22 protein-coding genes are annotated in these 21,494 nt (G+C 62.2%); 13 read left to right on the top strand and 9 right to left on the bottom strand.

The features are described from left to right. Nucleotides 1-92 precede the first annotated feature (92 nt). From xseA to HDE75_RS16890, 4 genes are all read left to right on the top strand, one after another. Nucleotides 93-1,451: an exodeoxyribonuclease VII large subunit gene (gene xseA / locus HDE75_RS16875; RefSeq protein WP_183678336.1), complete on the top strand. Its 1,359-nt coding sequence runs from the start codon at nt 93-95 to the stop codon at nt 1,449-1,451. Between the two features lie 165 nt (nt 1,452-1,616). After that, entirely contained in the window at nt 1,617-2,195 is a 579-nt protein-coding gene (gene sodB / locus HDE75_RS16880; RefSeq protein WP_183678338.1) for a superoxide dismutase [Fe], read from the top strand. Nucleotides 2,196-2,422: 227 nt separating this feature from the next. Further along, nucleotides 2,423-2,794: a lysozyme inhibitor LprI family protein gene (locus HDE75_RS16885; RefSeq protein WP_183678339.1), complete on the top strand. Its 372-nt coding sequence runs from the start codon at nt 2,423-2,425 to the stop codon at nt 2,792-2,794. A 104-nt stretch (nt 2,795-2,898) separates the two neighbouring features. Then, on the top strand, nt 2,899-3,771 hold the full coding sequence (locus HDE75_RS16890) for a Kdo hydroxylase family protein (RefSeq protein WP_183678341.1): 873 nt from the start codon (nt 2,899-2,901) through the stop codon (nt 3,769-3,771). Between the two features lie 37 nt (nt 3,772-3,808). Here HDE75_RS16890 and HDE75_RS16895 read toward each other — a convergent pair whose 3' ends face one another. Continuing rightward, nucleotides 3,809-5,368, bottom strand: a complete 1,560-nt coding sequence (locus tag HDE75_RS16895; RefSeq protein WP_183678343.1) for a CYTH and CHAD domain-containing protein — start codon at nt 5,366-5,368, stop codon at nt 3,809-3,811. Between the two features lie 138 nt (nt 5,369-5,506). Between HDE75_RS16895 and mgrA the strand changes: the two genes are divergently transcribed. After that, nucleotides 5,507-6,547, top strand: coding sequence for an L-glyceraldehyde 3-phosphate reductase (gene mgrA, locus HDE75_RS16900; protein WP_183678345.1), 1,041 nt, complete (start codon nt 5,507-5,509; stop codon nt 6,545-6,547). 3 nt (nt 6,548-6,550) lie between these two features. On the opposite strand, the gene HDE75_RS16905 is transcribed toward mgrA, so the two are convergent. Continuing rightward, nucleotides 6,551-7,021, bottom strand: a complete 471-nt coding sequence (locus HDE75_RS16905; protein ID WP_183678347.1) for a DUF2244 domain-containing protein — start codon at nt 7,019-7,021, stop codon at nt 6,551-6,553. Nucleotides 7,022-7,067: 46 nt separating this feature from the next. Beyond that, nucleotides 7,068-7,373 carry a hypothetical protein gene (locus HDE75_RS16910; protein WP_260174177.1) on the bottom strand — a complete coding sequence of 102 codons (306 nt, stop codon included), beginning with the start codon at nt 7,371-7,373 and terminating at the stop codon, nt 7,068-7,070. Between the two features lie 363 nt (nt 7,374-7,736). On the opposite strand from HDE75_RS16910, the gene HDE75_RS16915 reads away from it, so the two are divergent. From HDE75_RS16915 to HDE75_RS16940, 6 genes are all read left to right on the top strand, one after another. After that, on the top strand, nt 7,737-8,039 hold the full coding sequence (locus HDE75_RS16915; RefSeq protein WP_183678349.1) for a DUF4148 domain-containing protein: 303 nt from the start codon (nt 7,737-7,739) through the stop codon (nt 8,037-8,039). A 170-nt stretch (nt 8,040-8,209) separates the two neighbouring features. Then, nucleotides 8,210-9,706 (top strand): efflux transporter outer membrane subunit, encoded by a 1,497-nt coding sequence (locus HDE75_RS16920; protein WP_183678351.1) that lies wholly within the window; start codon nt 8,210-8,212, stop codon nt 9,704-9,706. Between the two features lies 1 nt (nt 9,707). After that, the gene (locus tag HDE75_RS16925; RefSeq protein ID WP_183678353.1) at nt 9,708-10,214 is read left to right on the top strand and encodes a MarR family winged helix-turn-helix transcriptional regulator; all 507 of its coding nucleotides are present in this window, start codon (nt 9,708-9,710) and stop codon (nt 10,212-10,214) included. A 14-nt stretch (nt 10,215-10,228) separates the two neighbouring features. Further along, entirely contained in the window at nt 10,229-12,388 is a 2,160-nt protein-coding gene (locus HDE75_RS16930) for an FUSC family protein (protein ID WP_260174176.1), read from the top strand. Further along, the gene (locus HDE75_RS16935) at nt 12,378-12,578 is read left to right on the top strand and encodes a DUF1656 domain-containing protein (protein ID WP_183678355.1); all 201 of its coding nucleotides are present in this window, start codon (nt 12,378-12,380) and stop codon (nt 12,576-12,578) included. The genes HDE75_RS16930 and HDE75_RS16935 overlap by 11 nt, the downstream gene beginning before the upstream one ends. 30 nt (nt 12,579-12,608) lie before the next feature. Then, nucleotides 12,609-13,529, top strand: a complete 921-nt coding sequence (locus HDE75_RS16940; RefSeq protein WP_183678357.1) for an efflux RND transporter periplasmic adaptor subunit — start codon at nt 12,609-12,611, stop codon at nt 13,527-13,529. Here the strand turns inward: HDE75_RS16940 and HDE75_RS16945 are convergent, their stop codons facing one another. From HDE75_RS16945 to HDE75_RS16965, 5 genes are all read right to left on the bottom strand, one after another. Beyond that, nucleotides 13,530-14,276, bottom strand: coding sequence for an SDR family oxidoreductase (locus HDE75_RS16945; protein ID WP_183678359.1), 747 nt, complete (start codon nt 14,274-14,276; stop codon nt 13,530-13,532). Between the two features lie 220 nt (nt 14,277-14,496). After that, complete coding sequence (locus tag HDE75_RS16950) at nt 14,497-14,721, bottom strand: hypothetical protein (RefSeq protein ID WP_183678361.1); 225 nt, start codon at nt 14,719-14,721, stop codon at nt 14,497-14,499. Between the two features lie 33 nt (nt 14,722-14,754). Then, nucleotides 14,755-15,426, bottom strand: a complete 672-nt coding sequence (locus HDE75_RS16955; protein WP_183678363.1) for a thiol:disulfide interchange protein DsbA/DsbL — start codon at nt 15,424-15,426, stop codon at nt 14,755-14,757. A gap of 176 nt (nt 15,427-15,602) precedes the next feature. Further along, nucleotides 15,603-17,531, bottom strand: a complete 1,929-nt coding sequence (locus tag HDE75_RS16960) for a TonB-dependent receptor (protein ID WP_183678365.1) — start codon at nt 17,529-17,531, stop codon at nt 15,603-15,605. A 116-nt stretch (nt 17,532-17,647) separates the two neighbouring features. Further along, nucleotides 17,648-18,550, bottom strand: coding sequence for a LysR family transcriptional regulator (locus tag HDE75_RS16965; protein ID WP_183678367.1), 903 nt, complete (start codon nt 18,548-18,550; stop codon nt 17,648-17,650). A gap of 114 nt (nt 18,551-18,664) precedes the next feature. On the opposite strand from HDE75_RS16965, the gene HDE75_RS16970 reads away from it, so the two are divergent. Beyond that, the gene (locus tag HDE75_RS16970) at nt 18,665-19,483 is read left to right on the top strand and encodes a DODA-type extradiol aromatic ring-opening family dioxygenase (protein ID WP_183678369.1); all 819 of its coding nucleotides are present in this window, start codon (nt 18,665-18,667) and stop codon (nt 19,481-19,483) included. 50 nt (nt 19,484-19,533) lie between these two features. Here the strand turns inward: HDE75_RS16970 and ylqF are convergent, their stop codons facing one another. Continuing rightward, nucleotides 19,534-20,481, bottom strand: coding sequence for a ribosome biogenesis GTPase YlqF (ylqF, locus tag HDE75_RS16975; protein WP_183678371.1), 948 nt, complete (start codon nt 20,479-20,481; stop codon nt 19,534-19,536). Nucleotides 20,482-20,797: 316 nt separating this feature from the next. Between ylqF and HDE75_RS16980 the strand changes: the two genes are divergently transcribed. Continuing rightward, entirely contained in the window at nt 20,798-21,475 is a 678-nt protein-coding gene (locus HDE75_RS16980) for a hypothetical protein (RefSeq protein WP_183678373.1), read from the top strand. Nucleotides 21,476-21,494: the final 19 nt, after the last annotated feature.

Raw genomic sequence — 21,494 nt, forward strand, 5'->3', positions numbered from 1 at the left:
CTTGTTGTTTTGCACGATATATGACATAAGCATGACCTCGCTGAAAATATGTGGACAGTTGCTGCCTTCCCACGCCAGAATGACCGCCGATAATGATAGATAACCCGACTGATAGCGGCTATGCCGCCCCGCCCGTGCTGACCGTCAGCGCACTGAACCAGGCCGTGGCGCGCCTGCTCGAGCGCTCGTTTCCCCTGACCTGGATCGCGGGCGAGATTTCCAACTTTACGCGCGCCAGTTCTGGCCACTGGTATTTCACCCTGAAGGATGATGCAGCCCAGGTGCGCGCCGTGATGTTCCGCGGCCGCGCGCAATTTGCCGGCTTCACGCCGCGCGAAGGCGACAAGGTCGAAGTGCGCGCGCTGGTCACCCTGTATGGCGCGCGCGGTGATTACCAGATCAATGTGGAAGCCATCCGCCGCGCCGGCGTGGGCGCCCTGTATGAAGCATTCTTGCGCCTGAAGGAAAAGCTGGCCGCGCAGGGACTGTTCGACCCCGAGCGCAAGCGCGCCATTCCCCTGTTCGCGCGCACGATCGGCATTGTCACCAGCCCGCAGGCGGCAGCCTTGCGCGACGTATTGACCGCCTTGCAGCGCCGCGCGCCGCATGTGAACATCATCTTGTACCCGACTCCCGTGCAGGGCCAGCAGGCGCCGGAAAAGATTGCCCAGGCGATCCGCACCGCCTCGCAGCGGGCCGAGTGCGACGTGCTGCTGGTCTGCCGTGGTGGCGGCAGCATCGAAGACCTGTGGTCGTTCAACGATGAAGAGGTGGCGCATGCGATTGCCGAGTGTTCCATGCCGGTGATCAGTGGCGTGGGCCACGAAACGGATTTCACCATCGCCGATTTCGCCGCCGATTTGCGCGCCGCCACGCCGACGGCGGCGGCCGAACTGGCCGTCACGCCGCGCGCCGACTGGCTCAATTCCCTGCGCGCCGATGCGGCTGACCTGCGCCGCGCCATGCGCCGCAGCCTGGACGATGCGGCGCAGACGCTGGACCGCCACAGCCGCCGCCTGCTCAACCCGGCAGCACAGATCGGCCAGCAACGCTTGAAACTGCTAGCCCTGTCGACCGCCATGACGCACGCCACGCGCGCGCCCCTGAACCAGTCGCGCCATGCGCTGGAACGCGTGCGCGACCGCTGGGCGGCGCAGCGCCCTGACGTGAGCCTGCTGCGCGCGCGCCTGCACGAAACGCAGCGCCGCAGCGACGCGGCGATCACACAGGGCCTGCTCCAGCGGCGCCACAGCCTGGGCGCGCTGGCGGCGCAGCTGGAACTGCTGAACCCGCAACGCACCCTGGAACGCGGTTACGCCATCGTGCGCGATGAAAAAGGCGTGATCGTGCGTTCGCCCGCACAATTAAAAGCCAGGCAAAACCTCGATGTGCGCCTGGCCGAAGGCAGCGCGCAAATCGGTATTGCCAGTGTGCAAGCCACGCTGGACTGAGTCCGCTGGCAACTCCGCTGGCAATAATTGCCGCGCGTAAAACAGCGCGCGGAAGCAGCATTCAGCCATCCGCTTTACAATCATGGCTCGTTCAGCAAGAATACTTGACTCGACAATCTGGCCGACGGCCAGATTGTCACGATCATTCACATAAAAGGACATCACATGGAACATACCCTGCCACCACTGCCATACGCAATGGACGCCCTGGCGCCACACATCTCCAAGGAAACCCTGGAATACCACTACGCCAAGCATCACCAGGCCTATGTGACGAACCTGAATAACCTGATCAAGGGTACCGAGTTCGAAGAACTGTCGCTGGAAGAGATCATCAAGAAATCGTCGGGCGGCATCTTCAACAACGCAGCCCAGGTATGGAACCACACCTTCTACTGGAATGGCTTGAAGCCAGCAGGCGGCGGCGCACCTACCGGCGCCGTGGCTGACGCGATCAACGCAAAATGGTCGTCGTTCGAGAAATTCAAGGAAGAATTCACCAAGTCTTGCGTCGGTAACTTCGGTTCCGGCTGGACCTGGCTGGTGCAAAAGGCCGACGGCTCGGTTGACATCGTCAACACCTCGAACGCTGGCTGCCCGCTGACCACCGGCGACAAGCCACTGCTGACCTGCGACGTGTGGGAACACGCTTACTATATCGACTACCGCAACCTGCGCGCCAAGTACGTGGAAACGTTCTGGGGCCTGGTCAACTGGGAATTCGTTGCCAAGAACTTCGCGTAAGCGGATTCCTGTCAACGTAAAACAGTCAGGCGCAGCCATTGCCGGACGCGCCTTCCATGAAAAAGCTGATGCTCTTGGGCATCAGCTTTTTTTTGCTTCAAAAATTACGGACTACAACAATACCAATTGAACGGGGGTCAAGCCACAGAATGCGATAGGATGGCAAGAATCGTGCTGATATGCTCACACTTCGTGCATTGCCACCTCTATTCTAAACACCAAGAGAAATGAAAAAACTCATCCTCGCCCTGCTCGTCTTTTCTTCCGGCGCGGCCCTGGCAAATTCTGCATGCGATAGACCCAAGAACGATTTCGACGGCCTGTATTGCCTGAACAAGGTATACCAGGAAGCTGATAAAGAGCTCAACGAGAACTACAAAAAGCTCAGCGCCAAGCTCGACAATGCTGGCAAGCAAGCATTAAAGTCCGGTCAATTATCCTGGATCAATGCACGCAACCAAAGCTGCTCGAAGAGCGATGCAGACGGTTTCTATGTGAACCTCGATTGCGCCACCAGGACCACTATCACGCGCTCGCAATTCCTGCAAGACCGCGTCCGCGAATGCGCCAGCTCAGGATGCCTAAATAGCAAGCTCTAAACGCTCGGCTTGATGTAATAGAAAGTAACACAACGTAAAACAATCACTGTGCATATGGTTCACGCTATATTGTCTGTCCCAATTCCAACAAGGAGTTGTGTCCAATGGTCAACTTAACCGAATTAGCGCTAGCACACTGGGATGACAGTTGCTCTGCAGCACAACAAAGCGCGGCACTGCAGGCGCTGGAGGACGGGCATGTCCTGCTGCTTCCTCGACTTAACTTTGATGTGCAACAAGAAACGAGCTTGCTGGGCGAAATGAATGCCATGGCTGGCAAGGCCAAGAGCATCAGCTGGGACGCCACCCGCGGCGTACGCGGCCACGGTGCCAGCCATGACGCTACATTGCTGGCAGCCATGATGGAACGTTACGCCACGCAAACGCGCACCTTGCTATCGAATCTATTGCCCACTTACGCATCGCAACTGCAGCAAGGCAAGACCAGCTTCCGCCCCGTCGAAATCGCTGGCCGCTCCCTCTCCTGGCGCAAGGACGATACGCGCCTGCATGTCGACAGTTTCCCGTCTTCCCCCACGCATGGCAGACGCATCTTGCGTGTGTTTAGCAATATCAACCAGCATGGCGCACCGCGTGTGTGGAAACTGGGGGCGCCATTCACCCAAGTGGCACAGCACTTCCTGCCCACCACGCCCAAGCCTAGTGCCGCCGCGGCAGCATTGCTGCGGTGGATGAAGGTGACCAAGACCTTGCGTACACCGTACGATCATTACATGCTGCAACTACACGATCGCATGAAGGCTGACCTGGCTTACCAGGCACATGCGGAACAATATACGCATGAGTTCGCGCCGGGGCAGACCTGGATGGTATACACCGACCTGGTCTCCCATGCGGCCCTGCGCGGCCAGCATGCGATGGAGCAAACCTGGCTGCTGCCGGTGGCCGCCATGGCCAATCCGGCCAAGTCGCCATTGGCCATCCTGGAAAACCAACTGGGCCGCCGCTTGGTCTAGCCTGGTTTCGCCTACCTTTGAGGGTGTAGACACTCCCTCAGAGGGGCAGGCGCGCTGAGGTAAAACGCCGCCAGGCCTTGTCCATGCGGCGTTCGTTATCGCCGCCCTGTGCCCGGGCTGCCAGATAGCCGCGGATAAAGGCGGCGTGCACTTGTAAATCCGCCTGGCCATCGGGCAATTCTTGCAATAAACGGTCAGCGACGCGCACGTCGTTCATGGCGCCCAGTTCATCCTGCAGTAGCGACAGCCGCCCCACGTAGGGCAGCACTTTGCCGTTATTCAATAGCGAGGCAAAAAATTCCGTGGCGTAGCGCGTCTTCTTGGCGGCGATGCGCACCCGGTGGCGCTGTTGCGGCGTAGCGTGCAGCAAGCGTTTGCCCCGTTTCATCAAACGGCGCTGGTCGGCGCGCAAGGTACGCTGCGCAAAGCCTTGCACACCGGCATCGAGCCTCTGCAACTGGCGCGGCGTGCGGCTGCTGCGCCAGCCGCGCCCATGCAGCCAGCGCTGCAAACCCAGCATCAGCGCCGTGTAGCGGCTCGAAGCAACCGCCTGCGCGGCAAGGGCGTGCTTTTCGTGTGCCTGCCCTCGGGCCGCCTGCGTCAATTGCGCCAGGGCGCCAGGACCAAAGCCTGCATCGGCGTCGCCGTCAAGCTGGGCCAGGGTATGGCCGGCCAACACGTCCCAGTCGCGCGCCTCGCCCAGCGCGCCGCTAAGCCAGTCCAGCTCGCCCTGCAACTCTACGGGCAAGGCCAGCAAGGATTTGAACATGCCCAGCGCCGAGCGCAAGCGGCGCAAGCCCACGCGCATCTGGTGCAGGCTTTCAACATCCTCGCCCTGTATGACACCATCCTGGTTCGCCCCCACCTGTGCCAGGCAATTGGCGACGATGGCCAGGAACACTTCTTCCACCGTCATCGCGGCATTGAGCACCACCGGCTGGGCCTTGCTTGCCTTCAGGGGCTGCTCCGGCAAAGCCAGCCGATAGCCGCGCTCCGCCTTGCTCATATGCCCCAGCTGCAGCGGCACCTCGCGCAACAGGAGCAGCGCCACGTCAAACAGGCTGGACGCCTGCCCCTCCTTCAATTCCAGCTCGACTTCGCTGACGCTGACCTTGCGCTCTCCACTCTCGATCACGCCCTGGTCCAGCACGCATTCGATGTGGTCGCCCTGCGGCGTATGCAATTGCCACACTGTCCGCTGCATGCGGGTACTAAACACTTCTTGCAAGCTCTCACGGATTTCGGCTTGGCGCAACAGCGCGCGCACGGGCTGCTTGCGGCCGATGGCGGCGTCCAGCGCATCGAGGTCGGGCGTCGGGCCAGCCAGCTCGCCTTCCCATTCATGGCGGCTGTGCAAGCCGCCGCTGACCTGGCCACCGGCCTTCAAAGTCTGCACCCAGCGCCCGTCGACCTGGCGCATGCGCAGGCCTGCCTGGTGGCGGCACAGCTGCAAATCCGGCGTATCGACATAGATATCGTGCATGGCAAGTATCTGTGGCAACTGCGGCGCCTGGCCGCCATTCTGCGCCAGCAGCGGGTGCGCTTGCAGCAGCGGCACATCTTCTGGCGCCAGCAGCAGTTTCAATTCGATTTCCATGATTGCTCCTCGTCAGACTTCTGAACAGCTATTGTAAGACGCCCGGCATGGCGCACAAATGCACATACAGCGCTCGCGCACGCAGAGTTTGATTTTGCGCCAAAATAAGCGATTCACCGATTCACAAATGGAGACAACATGACATATCACGCCGCCGACAATCGCTACGACACCATGCAATACCGCACCTGCGGACGCAGCGGGCTGAAACTGCCGCTGCTATCGCTGGGCCTGTGGCACAACTTTGGCGACAGCAACAGCCTGGACTCGCAGCGCGACATGCTGCGCACGGCCTTCGACCTGGGCATCACGCATTTCGACCTGGCCAATAACTATGGGCCGCCTTACGGCAGCGCGGAAAGCAATTTTGGCAAGCTGCTGCGCGACGATTTCCTGCCCTACCGCGATGAACTGATCATTTCCACCAAGGCTGGCTGGGATATGTGGCCAGGCCCGTATGGCCAGGGCGGCGGTTCGCGTAAATATGTGCTGGCCAGCCTCGATCAAAGCTTGCAGCGCCTGGGCCTCGATTATGTCGATATTTTCTATTCGCACCGCTACGACGCCGACACGCCGCTGGAAGAAACCATGGGCGCGCTGGCCACAGCCGTGCAGCAAGGCAAGGCGCTGTATGTGGGCCTGTCGTCGTATTCGCCGCAAAAGACGGCCGAGGCCGCCAAGCTGCTGCGCGACTGGAAAGTGCCGTGTCTGATCCACCAGCCGTCCTACAATCTGCTCAACCGCTGGATCGAGGAAGATGGCTTGCTCGACACCTTGCAGGACGAAGGCATGGGTTGCATCACGTTCACTGCGCTGGCGCAAGGCTTGCTCAGCGATAAATACCTCGATGGCGTACCGCAAGACGCGAGGGTCAACCGTCCTGGCGGCGGCTCGCTGACCAGCAAGCACCTGAGCGCGGAAAACCTGGCCCGCGTGCGCGCCCTGAATCAAATCGCCCAGCAGCGCGGACAAACCCTGGCGCAGATGGCGCTGGCGTGGGTGCTGCGCGATGCCCGCGTGACGTCGACCCTGATTGGCGCCAGCAGCAGCGCGCAAATCCGCGAAAACGTGGCGGCACTGCAAAACCTGAGTTTCACAGAGGCAGAGTTGCGCGCCATCGATGAGCAGGCGCGCGAAGGCCATATCAATCTGTGGGAAAAACCGTCGCGCGCAAAGTAAGATTCATAGCGAGGGCGGCAGGCCCGGCAGCAAGGCGCGCAGTTCCAGCTCCACCTGCTGGCGCCGCTCATGTGTGCCGTAGCGACCCACCTCGACCTGCCGGCCCGGTGCCGTGATGCGTATCAGCTGGCGCGGGCCGCGCGGCACGCTGATACGCGTGCACCACGGTTCAAACCTGCTGCGCCGGCGGCGCCGTGCACTGACTTGTTCGACAAACAGTACGCCATCGCGCAGGGAAATCTGTTCGTAGTCGCGCGCATGGCGCTGGTAATACAGCAGCGCAGCGGCGACCGAGCTCAGCTCCATCACGGAAAACAGGGAAATATACCAGTAGCCGCGCAGCGCGAAAACCAGGGCGATACTGGTAGAAAAGAAGCACAGCAGGCCATAGGCGCGCAGCAACTGGCGCGCCGTCAACGCGCTGTGGCGGATAAACCGCCATTCAGGTTGTTCTCTTGAGCAATCGCGTGGCATGGCGCCTCCGGCAATAAACTCCTACATCAGCAGCAATGCAGCGCTATCAGCTTCCCAGGTGCACCAGTGCATGGCCCACATGCTGCCACCAGTGCGGGCGCGACTTGACCTGCGCCAGACAACCCGTATCGAGTTCGGTGGGAAACACGCGATCCTGGCACGCCCTGGTTTGCAAGGCATAACGCTGGTTTTCCGCCGCTGACAGGGCCAGCACCAGCCAGAACGCCAGCGCCAGCAAGACCACCAATATGCTCCAGGGCAGATGATTGGTCGTGCTTTTTTCACCAAAGAACTCGCGTGAGCGCGACCCTTCGTACATCGACATCAAACCTTTTTCTTTTTCATCCGTCATCTGCGCTTACATCCTCTTCAGCAATATTGCCCTGCTGGCCATGGCGGCCTGACTACCGTTCGGCCATCATTTTACGCTGACCGCTTCGTCCTTACATGAAAATCATCGTACGCCGCCGCGCAAGGCGATGGCGCACGGCTGCAAAGCATTCCTTCGAGTAAAAATGCGGCAATGCACAATTGCTTACAAATATTTACTTCACAAATGTACTATTCATTGATATAGTTCACTCAAGTAAGCACGCTTCCCATCCAGAAACATGCTTCATCGGCAGCGCAGTACCTATCAGTGAGCCTTGCCGACCCGACCGGTACGTGGCGATCCGGCCCATCCACCCAGCCACTTAGCTCTAGGAGTTTCATCATGCAAGCCAAGTCAGTTTTAGCCGCATTGTTTGCCATTACCGCCGCCAGCTCGGTCTTCGCCCAAAGCGCCCCGGCCACAAAAACCGTCAGCGACAGCCAGGCACAATACATCCAGGCCCGTAACGCCGGCGAGATCCCCACCAGCGTCGCCGCCTACCCGCAGGCACCCGCCGCCGCTCCCAGCAAAGTGACACGCGAGCAAGTCATGGCCGAGTTCTACGCCGCCCGCAAGGCTGGCCAGATCCCGCAAACGGAAGCCGATTTTGATGTTGCCCAAACCCGTCATCAAATCGCCAAGTAAGCCAGCAAGCCTGTCAAGCCAGCCAGTCAGCGGGCGCACTTGACCCAATCGCGCAGTTGCGGCGCAGCAGCATCCGGGCCACTCCCGGCGCTCACCGCGACCCACCGCACTTTATCTTTATTCCACGCCACCGACCCCGCCCCCGTCCTGGAGTTTCCTCTGGAGTTATTATGTCCTTGCACAGCCGTCTCCTTGCCGCCAGCCTGACCCTTGCCTTGAGCGCTTGCGCCGACATGGGCCATATCGCGCCGCAATCGGCCATGCTGGACCCGAACAGCCTGCAAGCAGGCAAAGCCATCGACGATGCCAGCGCCGCCGCCATCGCTTGGCCGCGCGCCTTATGGTGGCAAGACTTGCAAGACCCCCAATTAAATCAGTTGATGCAGCAGGCGCTGGCCGACAGCCCCACCCTGCGCGGCGCCCAGGCGCGCGTGCGCCAGGCTGAAGCACTGGCCGGCGCCGCCGAAGAAAAGACGCGCCCGCAAGGCCAGGCCGATGTCTCCATCAACCGCGAACTGTATTCAGGCAACGGCACCACGCCCGCGCCGCTGGCCGGCAATTACGCCTGGCGCAACCAGGCCACCGTCAGCGCCTCGTACGACCTGGACCTGTGGGGCCACAACCGCGCCGCGCTGGCCGCCGCGCTGGGCGACGTGCAACTGGCGTCGGCCGAATCGCAGATGGCCCGCCTGACCCTGGAAACGGCGCTGGTGCGCACCTACATCCAGCTCTCCTATCAATTCACCTTGCAAGATGTGATCGAACGCAGCCTGGCACAGCGCGCGCACATCCTCGACATCACCCAGCGCCGCCGGCAAGCGGGCATCGGCACCGATGTGGATGTGGCACAGATCGAAACCACCTTGCCGGCCGGCCGCCGCCAGCTCGAGCAATCGACCGAATCGCTGGCCCTGCTGCGCAACCAGCTGGCAGCGCTGTCAGGCAAGGGACCGGCTGCCGGCGCCGCCTTGACGCGCCCCGTGCTGCGCCTGGACCGTCCGCTGGCCATCCCCAAGGCCTTGCCTGCCGACCTGATCGGCCGCCGCCCCGATATCGCCGCCCAGCGCTGGAGAGTCGAGGCTGCCGCGCGCCGCATCGATGCTGCCAAGGCCGAGTTTTATCCCAATGTGAACCTGGTGGCATTTGCCGGCTTGCAATCGTTTGGCTTTGATAAATTCCTCGATATCAATTCGCAGATACGCGGCGTCACACCCGCGCTGAGCCTGCCCATCTTTGCCGGCGCCCGCCTGCGCGCCCAACTGGGCAACCAGACTGCCATCTACGACGGCGCCGTCGAGCAATACAACGCCACCGTGATCCAGGCCATGTCGGACGTGGCCAACGCCGTCACCAGCGCCCAGTCGCTGCAAAAGCAGAACGAACTGACGCGGCAGGCGCTGGCCACGGCGCAGCGCACACGCGACCTGGCTGAAAAAGCCTACAAGGCCGGCATGAGCGACGCCATCAATATGCTCAATGCGCAAGTGGCGCTGCTGGCGGAAGACCAGCAGCAGGCGCAGAACGGCGCGCGTGAACTGGACTTGTACGTTTCCCTGATGAATGCATTGGGTGGCGGCATCGAGACGCATGTTGCCGATGGTCAACAAGCTGATCAGCACACTGACCAACAAGATACAATCAGCGCTTTATCTACAGTAAAGGAATGACATGATTGCTTTTGACGCCACCTCCAGGCGCTTGCAAACTATCAGCACGCGCATGCCAGGCTTTCCGCTGGAGCTGATGCGTTTGCTGCGCATGACTTACAACATTCAAAAGGGCATGAAGGATCTGACCAATGCCGCGCTGAAAAAGCATGACCTGGTCGATGCCAGCTATATGGTGCTGGCCGTGCTGTACGGTACGGACGGTGAAACCTCGAATGCCTGCACCCTGGGCCTGGCTTCGCATGAAAAACCGGCTAACCTGACGCGCGTGTGCAACGACCTGGAAAGCCGTGGCCTGATTCATCGCGGCACCCGCCCTGGCGACCGCCGCTCGGTGATGATTTCGCTGACGGACGCAGGCCGCGCGCTGATCGAAAAAGCCCTGCCCGACGTCTACAAGGAAACCTCCTTGCTGTACGCCGACTTTACGGCCGAAGAACTGCAAGTGCTCGACAAACTGTATCTGCGCCAGTTGCGCAACCTGAATATCCTCAACAGCCAGAACTGACATACACCACACCGATGACGCCAGCCTCCGCACCATCTACCCTGCCCGGCCCATTGCGCCAGGCTGCCCGCTGGCTGGCGCTGGCGCTGACAGACTGGCGCGCAACCGAAGGGGAACGCTGGATCTTTGTCTTCAAGACCCTGGTCGCCGCCTTCAGCGCACTGTGGCTGGCCTACCGCCTGGGCCTCGATTCACCGAGCACGGCGATGACTACCACCATCATCCTGGCCCTGCCCAGCAGCGGCATGGTGCTGGAAAAAAGCCTGTACCGCGTGGGCGGCACCCTGGTCGGCTGCCTGGCCGCGCTGACACTGATCGGCCTGTTCCCGCAACAGCCGGTGCTGCTGTATGCGGGCCTGGCCCTGTGGGTGGGCCTGTGCACCAGCGGCGCCACCCTGTACCGCAATGCCCAGTCCTATGTGTATGTATTGTCCGGCTATACGGCCTGCATCATCGCGCTGCCCGCCATCGACCAGCCCACGCAGGTATTCGCGCTGGCCGTCACGCGGGCGGCCGAAGTCGGCCTGGGGATCATTTGCTCGGCCGCGGTTTCCAGCGTGCTGCTGCCGCGCCACCAGGGCACGCAAGTGATGCGCACGGTCGAAGCGCGCTACGGCAAATTCCTGGCCTTTTGCCAGGACGTGCTGCAGCAAAAGCTGACGCCGGCCCAGGTCGAAGTGACGCATCTGCAATTTGCCGCCGACGTGGCGGCGCTGGAACATGGCCGCTCGGCGGCGCTGTTTGAATTGAGTGAAGCGGTCAGCCACGCACGCGGACAAAACCGCAAGCTGCATGCCTTCAATGCCTCGTTCATGACGGCGCTGACCACTTTCTACACCTTCCACCGCCTGTACGAACGCATGCGGCGCGAGGGCGAATCGCCGGTGATGCAGGCGTGCGCGCCGCTGTACGCCATCGTCGCCGAAGCGCTGCAGGCGACGCCGTCGCAAGACTCGCTCGACACCATGCAGCTGCACCTGCAGGCGGCGCTGACCGAGGCGCGCCAGCAGATCAGGGCGGCAGAGGTCCAGCATGCGCAGCGCATCGATTTCGACACCGCCTGCGAATTGCTGGAACGCTTTGCGCGCGACATGAGCCGCTTTCACGCCGTGTATTTCAGCCTGCGCCACGGCACGGCGCTGGCGATCACCGCGCCGCAAGCCTATGCCCCCAAGACCCCGCCCGCGCTGGTGATCGCCAGCGGTGTGCGCGCCGCGCTCAACGTGGGACTGCTGGCGCTGGGCGCCTACTTCCTGGCCTGGCCGCAAGCCGGTGTCGCCATGCTGATGGCGATCGTGTTTTGCGCCCTGTCCGCGTCGTCGCCACGCCCGATCGCCATGGTGCGCGGCGTGCTGATCGGCTTCGTGCTCGGTTTTCCCCTGTCTTTCATCTGCCTGTACTTCCTGCTGGTGCATGCCGACGGTTTTCCCATGCTGATGCTCAGCTTCGCGCCTTTCCTTGCCGTCGGCCTGTATTTGCTGACCAACCCCGCCAAGGCGGGCATCGGCCTGGGCCTGGCCATCTTCATCACCCAGGTGGCGCCCAACAATGTGCTGCACGTCGATGGCGCCGGCTTTCTCAATACCAGCATCGCGCTGATCGCCGGCCTGATCCTGGCGCTGGTGGTGTCGGCCGTGATCCTGCCCGAACACACCATGGGCAATAAAGAGCATGTGGGCCGCGCCCTGTGGCGCGAAACGCTGCGCGCCTGCACCGCGTCGTTACGGCAGCTACGCCTGTTTGGCCAGCACCGTTTCGACAACCGCATGCGCGATCTGCTAAGCCAGCTCAATGCAGCCGCCGGTCCCACTCCTGGCGAAGAGACGCGCGCCGTCGTGCGCCAGGCCTTGAGCTTGCTGGAAATCGGCCAATCGGTGCTGGAACTGCGCGACCTGATCGCCACCTCCAGCGCCGGCGCCACCGACGAGGCGGTGCAGGCGCTGCAGCGCTGCGTGGACAGTATCACCGGCTGGCTGCGCACGCGCAGCGAAACAGAGCGGCAAACAGCGCTGGCCGCCATCCTGCATGCGGGCAGCGCGGTGCGCGGTGCGCAAGCGAAGTGCGCACCGGAACGGGCCGTTCGCCTGCAGACGGCGCTGGCCGATTTGCACTCGATCTACACTTCATTACTCGACAACATGGCGCATGGCGCCGGAGACCTTCATGCCGCGTGAATTCGCCTTTTTCGGGATTCTGATTCCCACTTTGCTGCCGCTATTCTTCCTCAGCATCGCCCTGCAGGCGGTGCTCGACGCCTGTCTCGGCTGGCTGGGCTTTTACCGCATGGTGTGGCATCCATCGCTGGTGCGGCTATGCATCTTCATCGCCATCTTTGGCGCACTGACCCTGTCGATCTATAAATAACTATTCAATCTGTACATAAGAGATGCTGTCATGGTAAATAAACTGACCCGCTATGCAATCACCCTGCTGCTCCTGGCCGCCGCCGTCTGGATAGGCAAGGCCGTCTGGGACCGCTACATGGAGTCGCCATGGACGCGCGATGGACGCATCAAGGCCGATATCGTCAACATCAGCGCTGACGTGGCCGGCACCGTCACGGACGTGATGGTGCGCGATAACCAGGTGGTGCAAAAAGGCGACGTGCTGTTCATCGTCGACAAGGAACGCTATGCCAGCGCGCTGGCCCAGGCCGACGCCGTGCTGGCCGCGCAAAAGACCGAGCAAGGCCGCCGCGGCAAGGAAGCCCAGCGCCGGGCTGGCCTCGATGACAGCATCGTCTCGGCCGAGAACCGCGAAACGGCCAGCTACGCCGCCACTTCGGCCGGCGCACAGGTGCGCGCCGCACTGGCTGCCCGCGAGCTGGCGCAACTGAATCTGGAGCGCACCGTGGTGCGCGCACCCGTCAGCGGCTACGTGACCAACCTCAATGTGCACAAGGGCGATTTCGCCGCCGTAGGCGCGCCCAAGCTGGCCATCATCGACAGCGCCTCGTATTACGTGGTCGGCTATTTCGAAGAAACCAAGCTCGGTTTGCTGGCGCAGGGCGACAAGGCGGAAATGAACTTGATGAGCGGCGGCACCCTGCACGGCCACATCGAAAGCATCGCGCGCGGCATCACCGACCGCGACGCCGCCACCGGCCATGAACTGCTGGCCGACGTGAACCCGACCTTCAACTGGGTGCGCCTGGCGCAGCGCGTCCCCGTGCGTATCCAGATCGACCAGCTGGCCAAGGACCAGGTGCTGGTAGCCGGCACCACCTGCACCGTGGTGATCACGCCGCGTTCGGCGCCGGCCAAGGCTGCACCTGCAGCGCCAGCAGCGCCAGCAACTGCGGCGCCCAAGGCTTGATCAGCGCCCGCCTGCCACGTCGAGGATACTGCCCGTGATGTAGCTGGCGCCCGGTCCCAGCAGGTACAGAATCGCTTCGGCCACTTCTTCGGGCTGGCCGCCGCGCTGCATCGGCACGCCCGCTTCCAGGCGCGCCACCCGTCCCGGCTCGCCGCCCGAGGCATGGATGTCCGTGTAGATCAAGCCGGGGCGCACGCCATTGACGCGGATACCCTCGGTCGCCACCTCTTTCGCCAGGCCGATAGTCAGGGTGTCCACCGCGCCTTTTGATGCGGCGTAATCGATATATTCTCCGCTGGAACCGATGCGCGCAGCCACCGACGACACGTTCACTATGCGTCCGCCCTGCCCGCCCGTGGCAGTCGACATGCGCCGCACCGCTTGCTGGCAGCACAGGAAATAACTGATCACATTCGTACGCAGCACGCGCTCCAGGCGCTGTACCGAAATATCGGCCAGCCGGCACTTCTGCTCCAGCACGCCGACATTGTTGACCAGCGCCGTCAAGCTGCCCAGCCGTGCATCGATCTCATCAAACAGACGTTCCACCTCAGCCTCCTGGCTGACGTCGGCCTGCACGGCGATCGCCTCGCCGCCTTCTGCATTGACGCGCGAGGACAAAGCCTCGGCCGCCTGGACATCGCGCACATAATTGATGCATACGGCATACCCCTGGCGCGCCGCCAGCAAGGCCGTCGCCGCCCCGATGCCACGGCTGCTACCGGTAATCAAGATCACTTCTTTCATCGTCCCTCCTTGTGGTTTTATGCAGCCATCATACGCGCATGCTCCAGACGTAAAAAAGCCCGCACGCGGCGGGCTTTCAGGAATTAATACCAAATTAACGACACCTGACAAAACCGTAGCGAGCGGAAGGGAGAGGTGGCTAAGAAGCGCAACCGTATGAAGGTAAGGGGAGCATCGCAGGCCGCCTATACCGATGCGCAGTAGGTTTTGACAGGTGTTTTCAAGAACGGATATGCGTCATGGCGTAAGTCAAATGCTGCCACCAGTGCGCACGCGTCTGCACGGTCGCCAGGCATTTGGCATCGACCTCGCCCTTGAACATCGGGTCGGCGCAGGTCTTGCTGACCAGCGCGTTACGCTGGTTTTCGGTGCTGACGACCGCGATCGACAACCAGAACACGAGGGCCAGGGCCAGTACGCATAAAGTCCAGGGTAGCTGTTTCATGACGATCTCCGGTGGGTGAATGAATCTGACTGATTACTTCTTGGCCGGTGCGGCGCCACGTTCCTTGATCACGCGTGCGACCAGTCCATCCATCACGGCCAGGGTGGCTTCCTGTGCCTGGCGCTCAGACTGGCCTGGACGCGACAGCTGCGCCGGCGAGGTAACGAAGCGGCCGTCGACGATGATGGTCGGCGCGCTGTCGATCTTGGCGGCGGCGATCAATTGTTCATTGCGTTTGAGCTTGGTCTGCACGCCAAAGGAATTGAACATCTCCAGGTACTTGGCCTTGTCGATACCGTTTTTCACCAGCAGGTCGAGGATGGCGGCGTCGCTGTTCAGGCGGTTGCGCTCAACGTGGATGGCGCGGAAGATCTTGTCGTGGAATTGATCGAGCTGGCCCATCGCTTCAAGCGTGACATAGGCGTGGGCTTGCGGATCTTTCGGGCCGGAGAACGCCAGGTGCACGCGGCGGAAGGCGATCTTGTCGCCCTGTTTCTTGACCCAGTCATGCATCAGCGGGTCGAGCGCATTGCAATGCGGGCAGGAGTACATGAAGTATTCGACCACTTCGACCTTCTTGCTGGTCTCGGTCGGCACTGGCGTGGTGAGCGTGGTAAAGCCGGTATCGGCAGCCATCGCGCCGGTGGAGGTAGCCATGAAAGCGACAGCGGCCAGCATGGGGGCCAGGAAACGCATGAAACGCATAATAATCCTTCATCATTAAGTGGTCGTGAACAGCGCGAGATTACCACTTTTTGCAGCAGACTTTCAGCGCCAGCAGCAAAAAAGACAGCATTTTTCACTGCCACGCGCGCGATTAAGGCCGCCTTAAGCGCTGGCGGGGAGGTGGCGATTTTAGAAACGGTTTTTAAAAACGTTTTTTAAAAACGATAACGCAGCGAGACCCGCAACTGCCGCGCGTCATTCTGGTAAATGCTGGAGCGGCACGCCGGCGCATCGCCATAGTGGCGGCGATTGGTCAGGTTACTGCCGGACAGCGCCAGCTCCCAGGCGCCCATCTTGCGCGTATAGCGGCCATCGAGCGTGGCAAAGGCTGGCACCTGGGCCAGGCAGCTGTTGTCGAAATCATTGCCATAACGTAGGGCGCGCAGCCATTGCACGCCCATATCCGCGCTGTTGGCACCGCCCGGTGGCGCCCAGTACACGCGCGCCGACAGCAGCGTCTTGGGCACCAGCGCTATATCCTGGCCGTGATACGGGTAGTCGTCGAAGCTGGCATTGACCTGCTGCGCCTGGCCACCGATGCGCCAGTCGCGGTTCAGGTTCATGCCCGCTTCGATCACCAGGCCATCGCGCCGGGTCGGTTCCAGGTTCCCGGCATAACCCTGCTGGCCCAGGCTTTGATCGAAGATGATCTCATTGCGCAGGTGTTCGCTGAACAGGCGCAGCGAGATGCTGCGCGCCGCATTGCCCCAGGTCGCCCCGACCTCGCGCTCCTGGCGCAGCTGGCCCGCCAGTGGACGGTAGCCGGCGCTGGTGTAGCCGTCGTCATCGATGCGGTAGCTGCGCGCCGCCTTGACATAGATGCTCAACAAGGGCGTGTAGTCATAGCTGGCCTGCAGATCCCAGGCATTCTGGTTTTCCCAATCGCTGCCGCCGGCCGGCAAATCGGCCGGGTCCAGGCGGTACTGTTCATGGCGCAGGCCAAACAGCAGGCGTGGCGCATGGGGACCGCCAAACGCCAGTTCCTCGCGCAGCAGCACGGCGCGCGAATGCTGGCGCCGGACCACTTGCTCGGCTTCCTCGGGCGTCTCGCTCCCCGTGCGGCGCTGCCATTGCATCAGGTCGATTCCCAGTTCGGTATCGGTGGTGGCGCCACCCCACTTGCCATAATGGCGCAGGCGCGGCGAAAGCTGCCACTGGCGGCTGTCATAGGCCGAGACATAGCCGCCGTTGTCGCCCACGTAGCTGGTCGAGGCCGTCTTTTCACGCTGCGACACTTCCAGGCCCAGGTCGATATTGCCGATGTAGCGCTGCACGAAGGCGCTGGCGCGCTTGACGCCATACGCATACAGATCGTCGGGACGCCGGTCCAGGGGCGCGATGCTGGAAAACAGGCCGGGTGGCGCCGGATAGCGGGTGTCCTGATCGACGCTATCGGCGCTGAAGCCAAAGCGGCCATGCTGCACCTTCCATTCGGCGCCGCCACTGAAGCTATGCTGGCGGAAGTCGCTGCCGTCGCGGTAGTTGCCGTTGCGTTGCTCTTCCAGCGCGCCATCGAGCGACAGGCCGTCGCGGTTGCGCGCCAGGGACACCCGGCTGTCGCGCTGGTCGAACTCGCCAGCTTCGGTAAACAGCGAGCCGTGCGTGGCGCCGGCCGATGGCTGGCGCGTGACCACCTTGACAGCGCCGCTGCTGCTCACTTCGACCCGCTCTACATTTTCCAGCGGTATCAAGGATAACTGCGCATTAGCCTGCTCAACATTGGCCGGCAGGCTGGCACTGGACGCCGCTGGCGCAGCGTTGACCTTGGTGCTGACGCTGTAGGCTGCAGCGGCAACGCGCAGATCGGGCCGCTGCGATGACTGCGGTGCGCGCCGCACATCGATGCCGGCCAGCTTGCGCAAGGCTTCGACCAGGTCGGCAGCACCCGACTGGCGGATCTCGTCACCACTGAACACGCGCACGCCGATCGAGGTATTAGCCTGCGCCAGGCCATTGCGCGCCCCCGTGACAAGCACCTGCTGCGCCAGCGCCACGCCCGGCACCGCCAGCACGGCCAGCAACACGGCGCGCGCAGCAAGGCGCGGGCGGGCGGTGGCAAACGTCATGGCGGATGGCTTGAACATGCAGGCTTGGCGTGGCCGGATGGCCAATTGAAAATAGGGATAAAGGCGGCCCATTATACGCACGGCAGCTTGGCCGGCAAGCCCGGATAAAAGGCCTAAAAGCCCCCCTTGCCATGCTATTGCCCCAGGCGGCCTTCGCCAGCCAGGAAGTCGATGAAGGTGCGCACCTTGGACGACAGGTAGCGCCGGCTGGTGTAGACGGCGTGCACCGTGCCGCCGGCCAGGCGATAGTTATCGAACAGGCGTTCCAGGCGCCCGGCAGCCAGGTCGGCATCGGTCTGCCAGGATGGCAACAGGGCGATGCCCATGCCGTCCAGCGCGGCCGCGTGCAGCAGGCTTTCATTATTACTTTGCAATACAGGCTGGAACTTGACCGTCTCACGGCCCTGCGCACCATCGAGGCGCAGTTCATTGCCGCTGGCCAGCAGCGAATAGCTGATCATGGCGTGCCGCGCCAGGTCTTGCGGCGTTTGCGGGCGCCCTGCACGCGCCAGATAGGCGGGCGAGGCAACCAGGTGAAACTCGATGCTGCCGATAGGCCGGGCGATCAGGTTAGGCGTGGGAGTGGACATCGCCGGCTGCCATACGCGCAGCGCCAGGTCAAAGCCCTCCTCGACCAGATTGACCACCCGGCCGCTCAGGTCGATATCGAAGGTGACTTCGGGGTAGCGTGTGCGGTAGGCGGCCAGCACCCGCGTAAAGATGGGATGGGCAAACCAGACGGGCGCGCTCAGGCGCACCATGCCTCGCGGCACCACCGTCGTGCGGCCCACGGTCGCCTCCACTTCATCGAGGTTGGCCAGCATATCGCGGCATTGTTCGAAATACACCTTGCCGATTTCCGTCAGGCTCAGGTGGCGGCTGCTGCGGTTCAGCAACCGCGCGCCCAGGTGGCGTTCCAGGTGCATCACATGCTTGCTGACCATGGCCGGCGACAGGTTCAGGCGTTCGCTGGCCCGCACAAAGCTGTCCAGTTCCACCACGGCGCGAAACACGCGCATGCTGAGCAAGGTATCCATGCACTCACCATCATCAACAAAAAGGAAATGATATATCAATAATCCCTGTATTGATCAACTGGCCAGCCATGACTATAGTATGGCTATCACCAGCCATCCCATCGAGGAATCGCCATGCAAGAGCACATCTTCCCCACCTATTTCCTGTCGCACGGCGGCGGCCCCTGGCCTTTCATGAAAGAACATGTCGGCAGCCGCTACGACGTGCTCGAAGCCTCGCTGCAGGATATTCCACGCCAGATCGGTCTGCGGCCCCGCGCCGTGCTGGTCGTCACGGCGCACTGGGAAGGGCCGCAATTCCTGGTCTCGGCCAGCCCGCGTCCCGGCATGCTGTACGACTATTCGGGCTTTCCGCCGCACACCTATCAAATCCAGTATCCGGCGCCCGGCGACCCGGCGCTGGCCGCGCAAGTGAAAGACTTGCTCGACGCGGCCGGCCATCCGGCGCGCCTCGACCATGAGCGGGGCTTTGACCACGGCACCTTCAGCGCCCTGTACCCGATCTATCCGCAAGCCGATGTGCCGCTGGTGCAGCTGTCGCTGAAACACGGCTACGATCCGCTCACGCATATCGAAGTGGGCCGCGCGCTGGCCGGCCTGCGCCGGCAAGGCGTACTGATCGCCGGCAGCGGCCTCAGTTACCACAACCTGCGCCAGTTCGGCCAGCCGGGCGCCGTCGCCTCGCACCAGTTCGACACATGGCTGCGCCAGGCCATGGCGCAGCCAGCGGCCCAGCGGCTGGAACACTTGCTGCATTGGGACGTAGCGCCCGGCGCACGCCAGTCGCACCCGTATGAAGACCATCTGCTGCCGCTGATGGTGGCGCTGGGCGCAGCCGAACAGGAAGCGGCGCATGTCGTGTATCACGAAGATGATTTCGCTGGTGCGCTGGCGGTGAGCAGTTTCAGGTTCGGCGATACCCACGCCGCATAAAAAAAGCGCCGCGACATTGCTGTCGCGGCGCTTTTTTTGAGTCAGGCCTATCAGCTGCCGCGCTTGCCGCGCGCCGCATTGGCCGCCTTCTCGGCTGCCAGGGCGGCGGCCTTGGCTGCTTTTTCCGCCATCTCGGCCGCGTGCTGCGCCAGCAGGGCGGCGCGCGTGTCCGGCGTTTCCAGCGAAATGCGGCCCAAGGTGCCGCTGCGATAGTCGAGCAGCAGGGTGTGCGAGGCTTTTTCGAAATCGTAATCGCCGCCCTTGATGCGGAAACCACGCTTGGCGGCGATTCCTTCGACGACGCCGATCGCATCGACTTCACCAACCTTGGTGCCGTAGCGCGCCTGCAGCAAATGCGGGTAGCGCTTGAGCAGTTCTTCGGCCAGGAACACGGCCACTTCTTCTTCGATCAGCGCGTTCGAGCCGATCGCGTGGCTGGCCGCCAGCATCAGGCCATCGCTGGGGACGGCGATCTTCGGCCACAGCATGCCAGGCGTATCGACCAGGATGGTGTTCTTGTCCAGATAAAGCTTTTGCTGCATCTTGGTCACGGCCGGCTCGTCGCCCACCTTGGCCACGCGTTTTTTCAGCAAGGCGTTCATCAGGGTCGACTTGCCCACGTTGGGGATACCCATGATCATGATGCGCAGCGGCTTGGTCGGCACGCCGCGATGCGGCGCCAAGGACTTCGCCAGTTCCGGTATGCGCGCCACGTCGCCCGGCTTCTTGGTCGTCATCGCGTAGGCGGTCACGCCTTCCTGGGCATTGAAATAGCTGACCCAGGCGGCGGTGGCTTCCGGATCGGCCAGGTCGATCTTGTTGAGGATTTTCAGGCAAGGACGCTGGCGGAACAGGCGCAGCTCTTCCACCATGGGATTGCAACTGGCGGCCGGCAGACGCGCATCGACCACTTCAATCACCAGATCGGTGTTTTCCATGGTTTCGGCGGCCTTCTTGCGGGCCGCGTTCATATGTCCTGGGTACCATTGTATCGCCATGCTCTTGCCTTCAAAATCGTTCAGTCAATCCGCTATTTTACGTGGTTGCCGCCCGTACGTCGCATTTTATGGACGGAAGAGCCAGCCGTGCGACGCAGGCGAGACAATTGGTGATATTTTGGCATTTGCCGCGATGCTAAGATTCGTCAGTATCCGACGCCAGCCATCAATCTCAACTCGATCGTCACCGAACACGCTTTTCATGCCCCTGCGCCCCCATTCCCGCCTTTCTATCCTCGCCGCCCTGGCCGCATGCATGCTGCCAGGGGTGGCTCAAGAGCAGGCCCTAGGCAGCGACGGCACGGCAAGACAGGAAATGCAGAAAATCGTGGATGTGCAAAGCGCGCGCGACCCCGACCTGCGCCCCTACCGCACCATGCTCAGGGGGCTGGACGCATATGCCGACCACCTGCAGCTGGCGCCCGGCGCACCGCTGCGCTTCATGCTGATTCCCTCCGCGCCCGGCGCAGCGATGGGAGACGTGACCTTGCATCTATCGGCCGATAATCTGTCGATTCCCATTCCGCTGGCGCCGGACGGCACGTTTTCCCTGTCGCGCGACAAGACCGCCTATGACGCCAATGCCGACCTGGTCAGCAACAAGAAGCGCGCCTCGCTGCGCTGGCAGCCCGATATCCATACGCCAGGCTTGCCGCCCAATGTGCGCCGGCTGGGCGACTTGCGGCTCGAGTGCGAAGTGCGCTGGGCAGTGGAACAGGACCAGCTATCGTTCATCATGCGCAATTTTTTCCGCATGGCGGGCGGGCCCTGCCACTCTGCACTGATCCACGTGCCGTTTCCCTCGCGCCATCCGCTTGCCTCCGTGGAAGCGCGCTCGGGCGAGCGTTCTATGGCGGTGCGCCTGAAGGAAGACATGCGGCGCTATGTGCCGCCGCTGCATGACCGCAGCTGGGACGACAACACCTTGCTGATACTGACCTATGCCCACGAGCACGTCGCCAGCGGCAAGACGCCGGCCATCAATTTACATTAAGATACAAAATTGGAAATAT

The sequence above is a fragment of the Janthinobacterium silvisoli genome (genome assembly GCF_014200725.1).
Classification (GTDB): domain Bacteria; phylum Pseudomonadota; class Gammaproteobacteria; order Burkholderiales; family Burkholderiaceae_D; genus Janthinobacterium.

What these genes read in the sequence shown, in the direction of transcription:
- HDE75_RS16910 (WP_260174177.1), bottom strand. Translation starts at nt 7,373, where the DNA reads ATGACGGATGAAAAAGAAAAAGGTTTGATGTCGATGTACGAAGGGTCG.
- HDE75_RS16920 (WP_183678351.1), top strand. Translation starts at nt 8,210, where the DNA reads ATGTCCTTGCACAGCCGTCTCCTTGCCGCCAGCCTGACCCTTGCCTTG.
- HDE75_RS16950 (WP_183678361.1), bottom strand. Translation starts at nt 14,721, where the DNA reads ATGAAACAGCTACCCTGGACTTTATGCGTACTGGCCCTGGCCCTCGTG.
- HDE75_RS16915 (WP_183678349.1), top strand. Translation starts at nt 7,737, where the DNA reads ATGCAAGCCAAGTCAGTTTTAGCCGCATTGTTTGCCATTACCGCCGCC.
- HDE75_RS16905 (WP_183678347.1), bottom strand. Translation starts at nt 7,021, where the DNA reads ATGCCACGCGATTGCTCAAGAGAACAACCTGAATGGCGGTTTATCCGC.
- HDE75_RS16895 (WP_183678343.1), bottom strand. Translation starts at nt 5,368, where the DNA reads ATGGAAATCGAATTGAAACTGCTGCTGGCGCCAGAAGATGTGCCGCTG.
- HDE75_RS16960 (WP_183678365.1), bottom strand. Translation starts at nt 17,531, where the DNA reads ATGTTCAAGCCATCCGCCATGACGTTTGCCACCGCCCGCCCGCGCCTT.
- HDE75_RS16930 (WP_260174176.1), top strand. Translation starts at nt 10,229, where the DNA reads ATGACGCCAGCCTCCGCACCATCTACCCTGCCCGGCCCATTGCGCCAG.
- sodB (WP_183678338.1), top strand. Translation starts at nt 1,617, where the DNA reads ATGGAACATACCCTGCCACCACTGCCATACGCAATGGACGCCCTGGCG.
- xseA (WP_183678336.1), top strand. Translation starts at nt 93, where the DNA reads ATGATAGATAACCCGACTGATAGCGGCTATGCCGCCCCGCCCGTGCTG.
- HDE75_RS16945 (WP_183678359.1), bottom strand. Translation starts at nt 14,276, where the DNA reads ATGAAAGAAGTGATCTTGATTACCGGTAGCAGCCGTGGCATCGGGGCG.
- ylqF (WP_183678371.1), bottom strand. Translation starts at nt 20,481, where the DNA reads ATGGCGATACAATGGTACCCAGGACATATGAACGCGGCCCGCAAGAAG.
- HDE75_RS16935 (WP_183678355.1), top strand. Translation starts at nt 12,378, where the DNA reads ATGCCGCGTGAATTCGCCTTTTTCGGGATTCTGATTCCCACTTTGCTG.
- HDE75_RS16885 (WP_183678339.1), top strand. Translation starts at nt 2,423, where the DNA reads ATGAAAAAACTCATCCTCGCCCTGCTCGTCTTTTCTTCCGGCGCGGCC.
- HDE75_RS16970 (WP_183678369.1), top strand. Translation starts at nt 18,665, where the DNA reads ATGCAAGAGCACATCTTCCCCACCTATTTCCTGTCGCACGGCGGCGGC.
- HDE75_RS16940 (WP_183678357.1), top strand. Translation starts at nt 12,609, where the DNA reads ATGGTAAATAAACTGACCCGCTATGCAATCACCCTGCTGCTCCTGGCC.
- HDE75_RS16925 (WP_183678353.1), top strand. Translation starts at nt 9,708, where the DNA reads ATGATTGCTTTTGACGCCACCTCCAGGCGCTTGCAAACTATCAGCACG.
- HDE75_RS16980 (WP_183678373.1), top strand. Translation starts at nt 20,798, where the DNA reads ATGCAGAAAATCGTGGATGTGCAAAGCGCGCGCGACCCCGACCTGCGC.
- HDE75_RS16965 (WP_183678367.1), bottom strand. Translation starts at nt 18,550, where the DNA reads ATGGATACCTTGCTCAGCATGCGCGTGTTTCGCGCCGTGGTGGAACTG.
- HDE75_RS16955 (WP_183678363.1), bottom strand. Translation starts at nt 15,426, where the DNA reads ATGCGTTTCATGCGTTTCCTGGCCCCCATGCTGGCCGCTGTCGCTTTC.
- HDE75_RS16890 (WP_183678341.1), top strand. Translation starts at nt 2,899, where the DNA reads ATGGTCAACTTAACCGAATTAGCGCTAGCACACTGGGATGACAGTTGC.
- mgrA (WP_183678345.1), top strand. Translation starts at nt 5,507, where the DNA reads ATGACATATCACGCCGCCGACAATCGCTACGACACCATGCAATACCGC.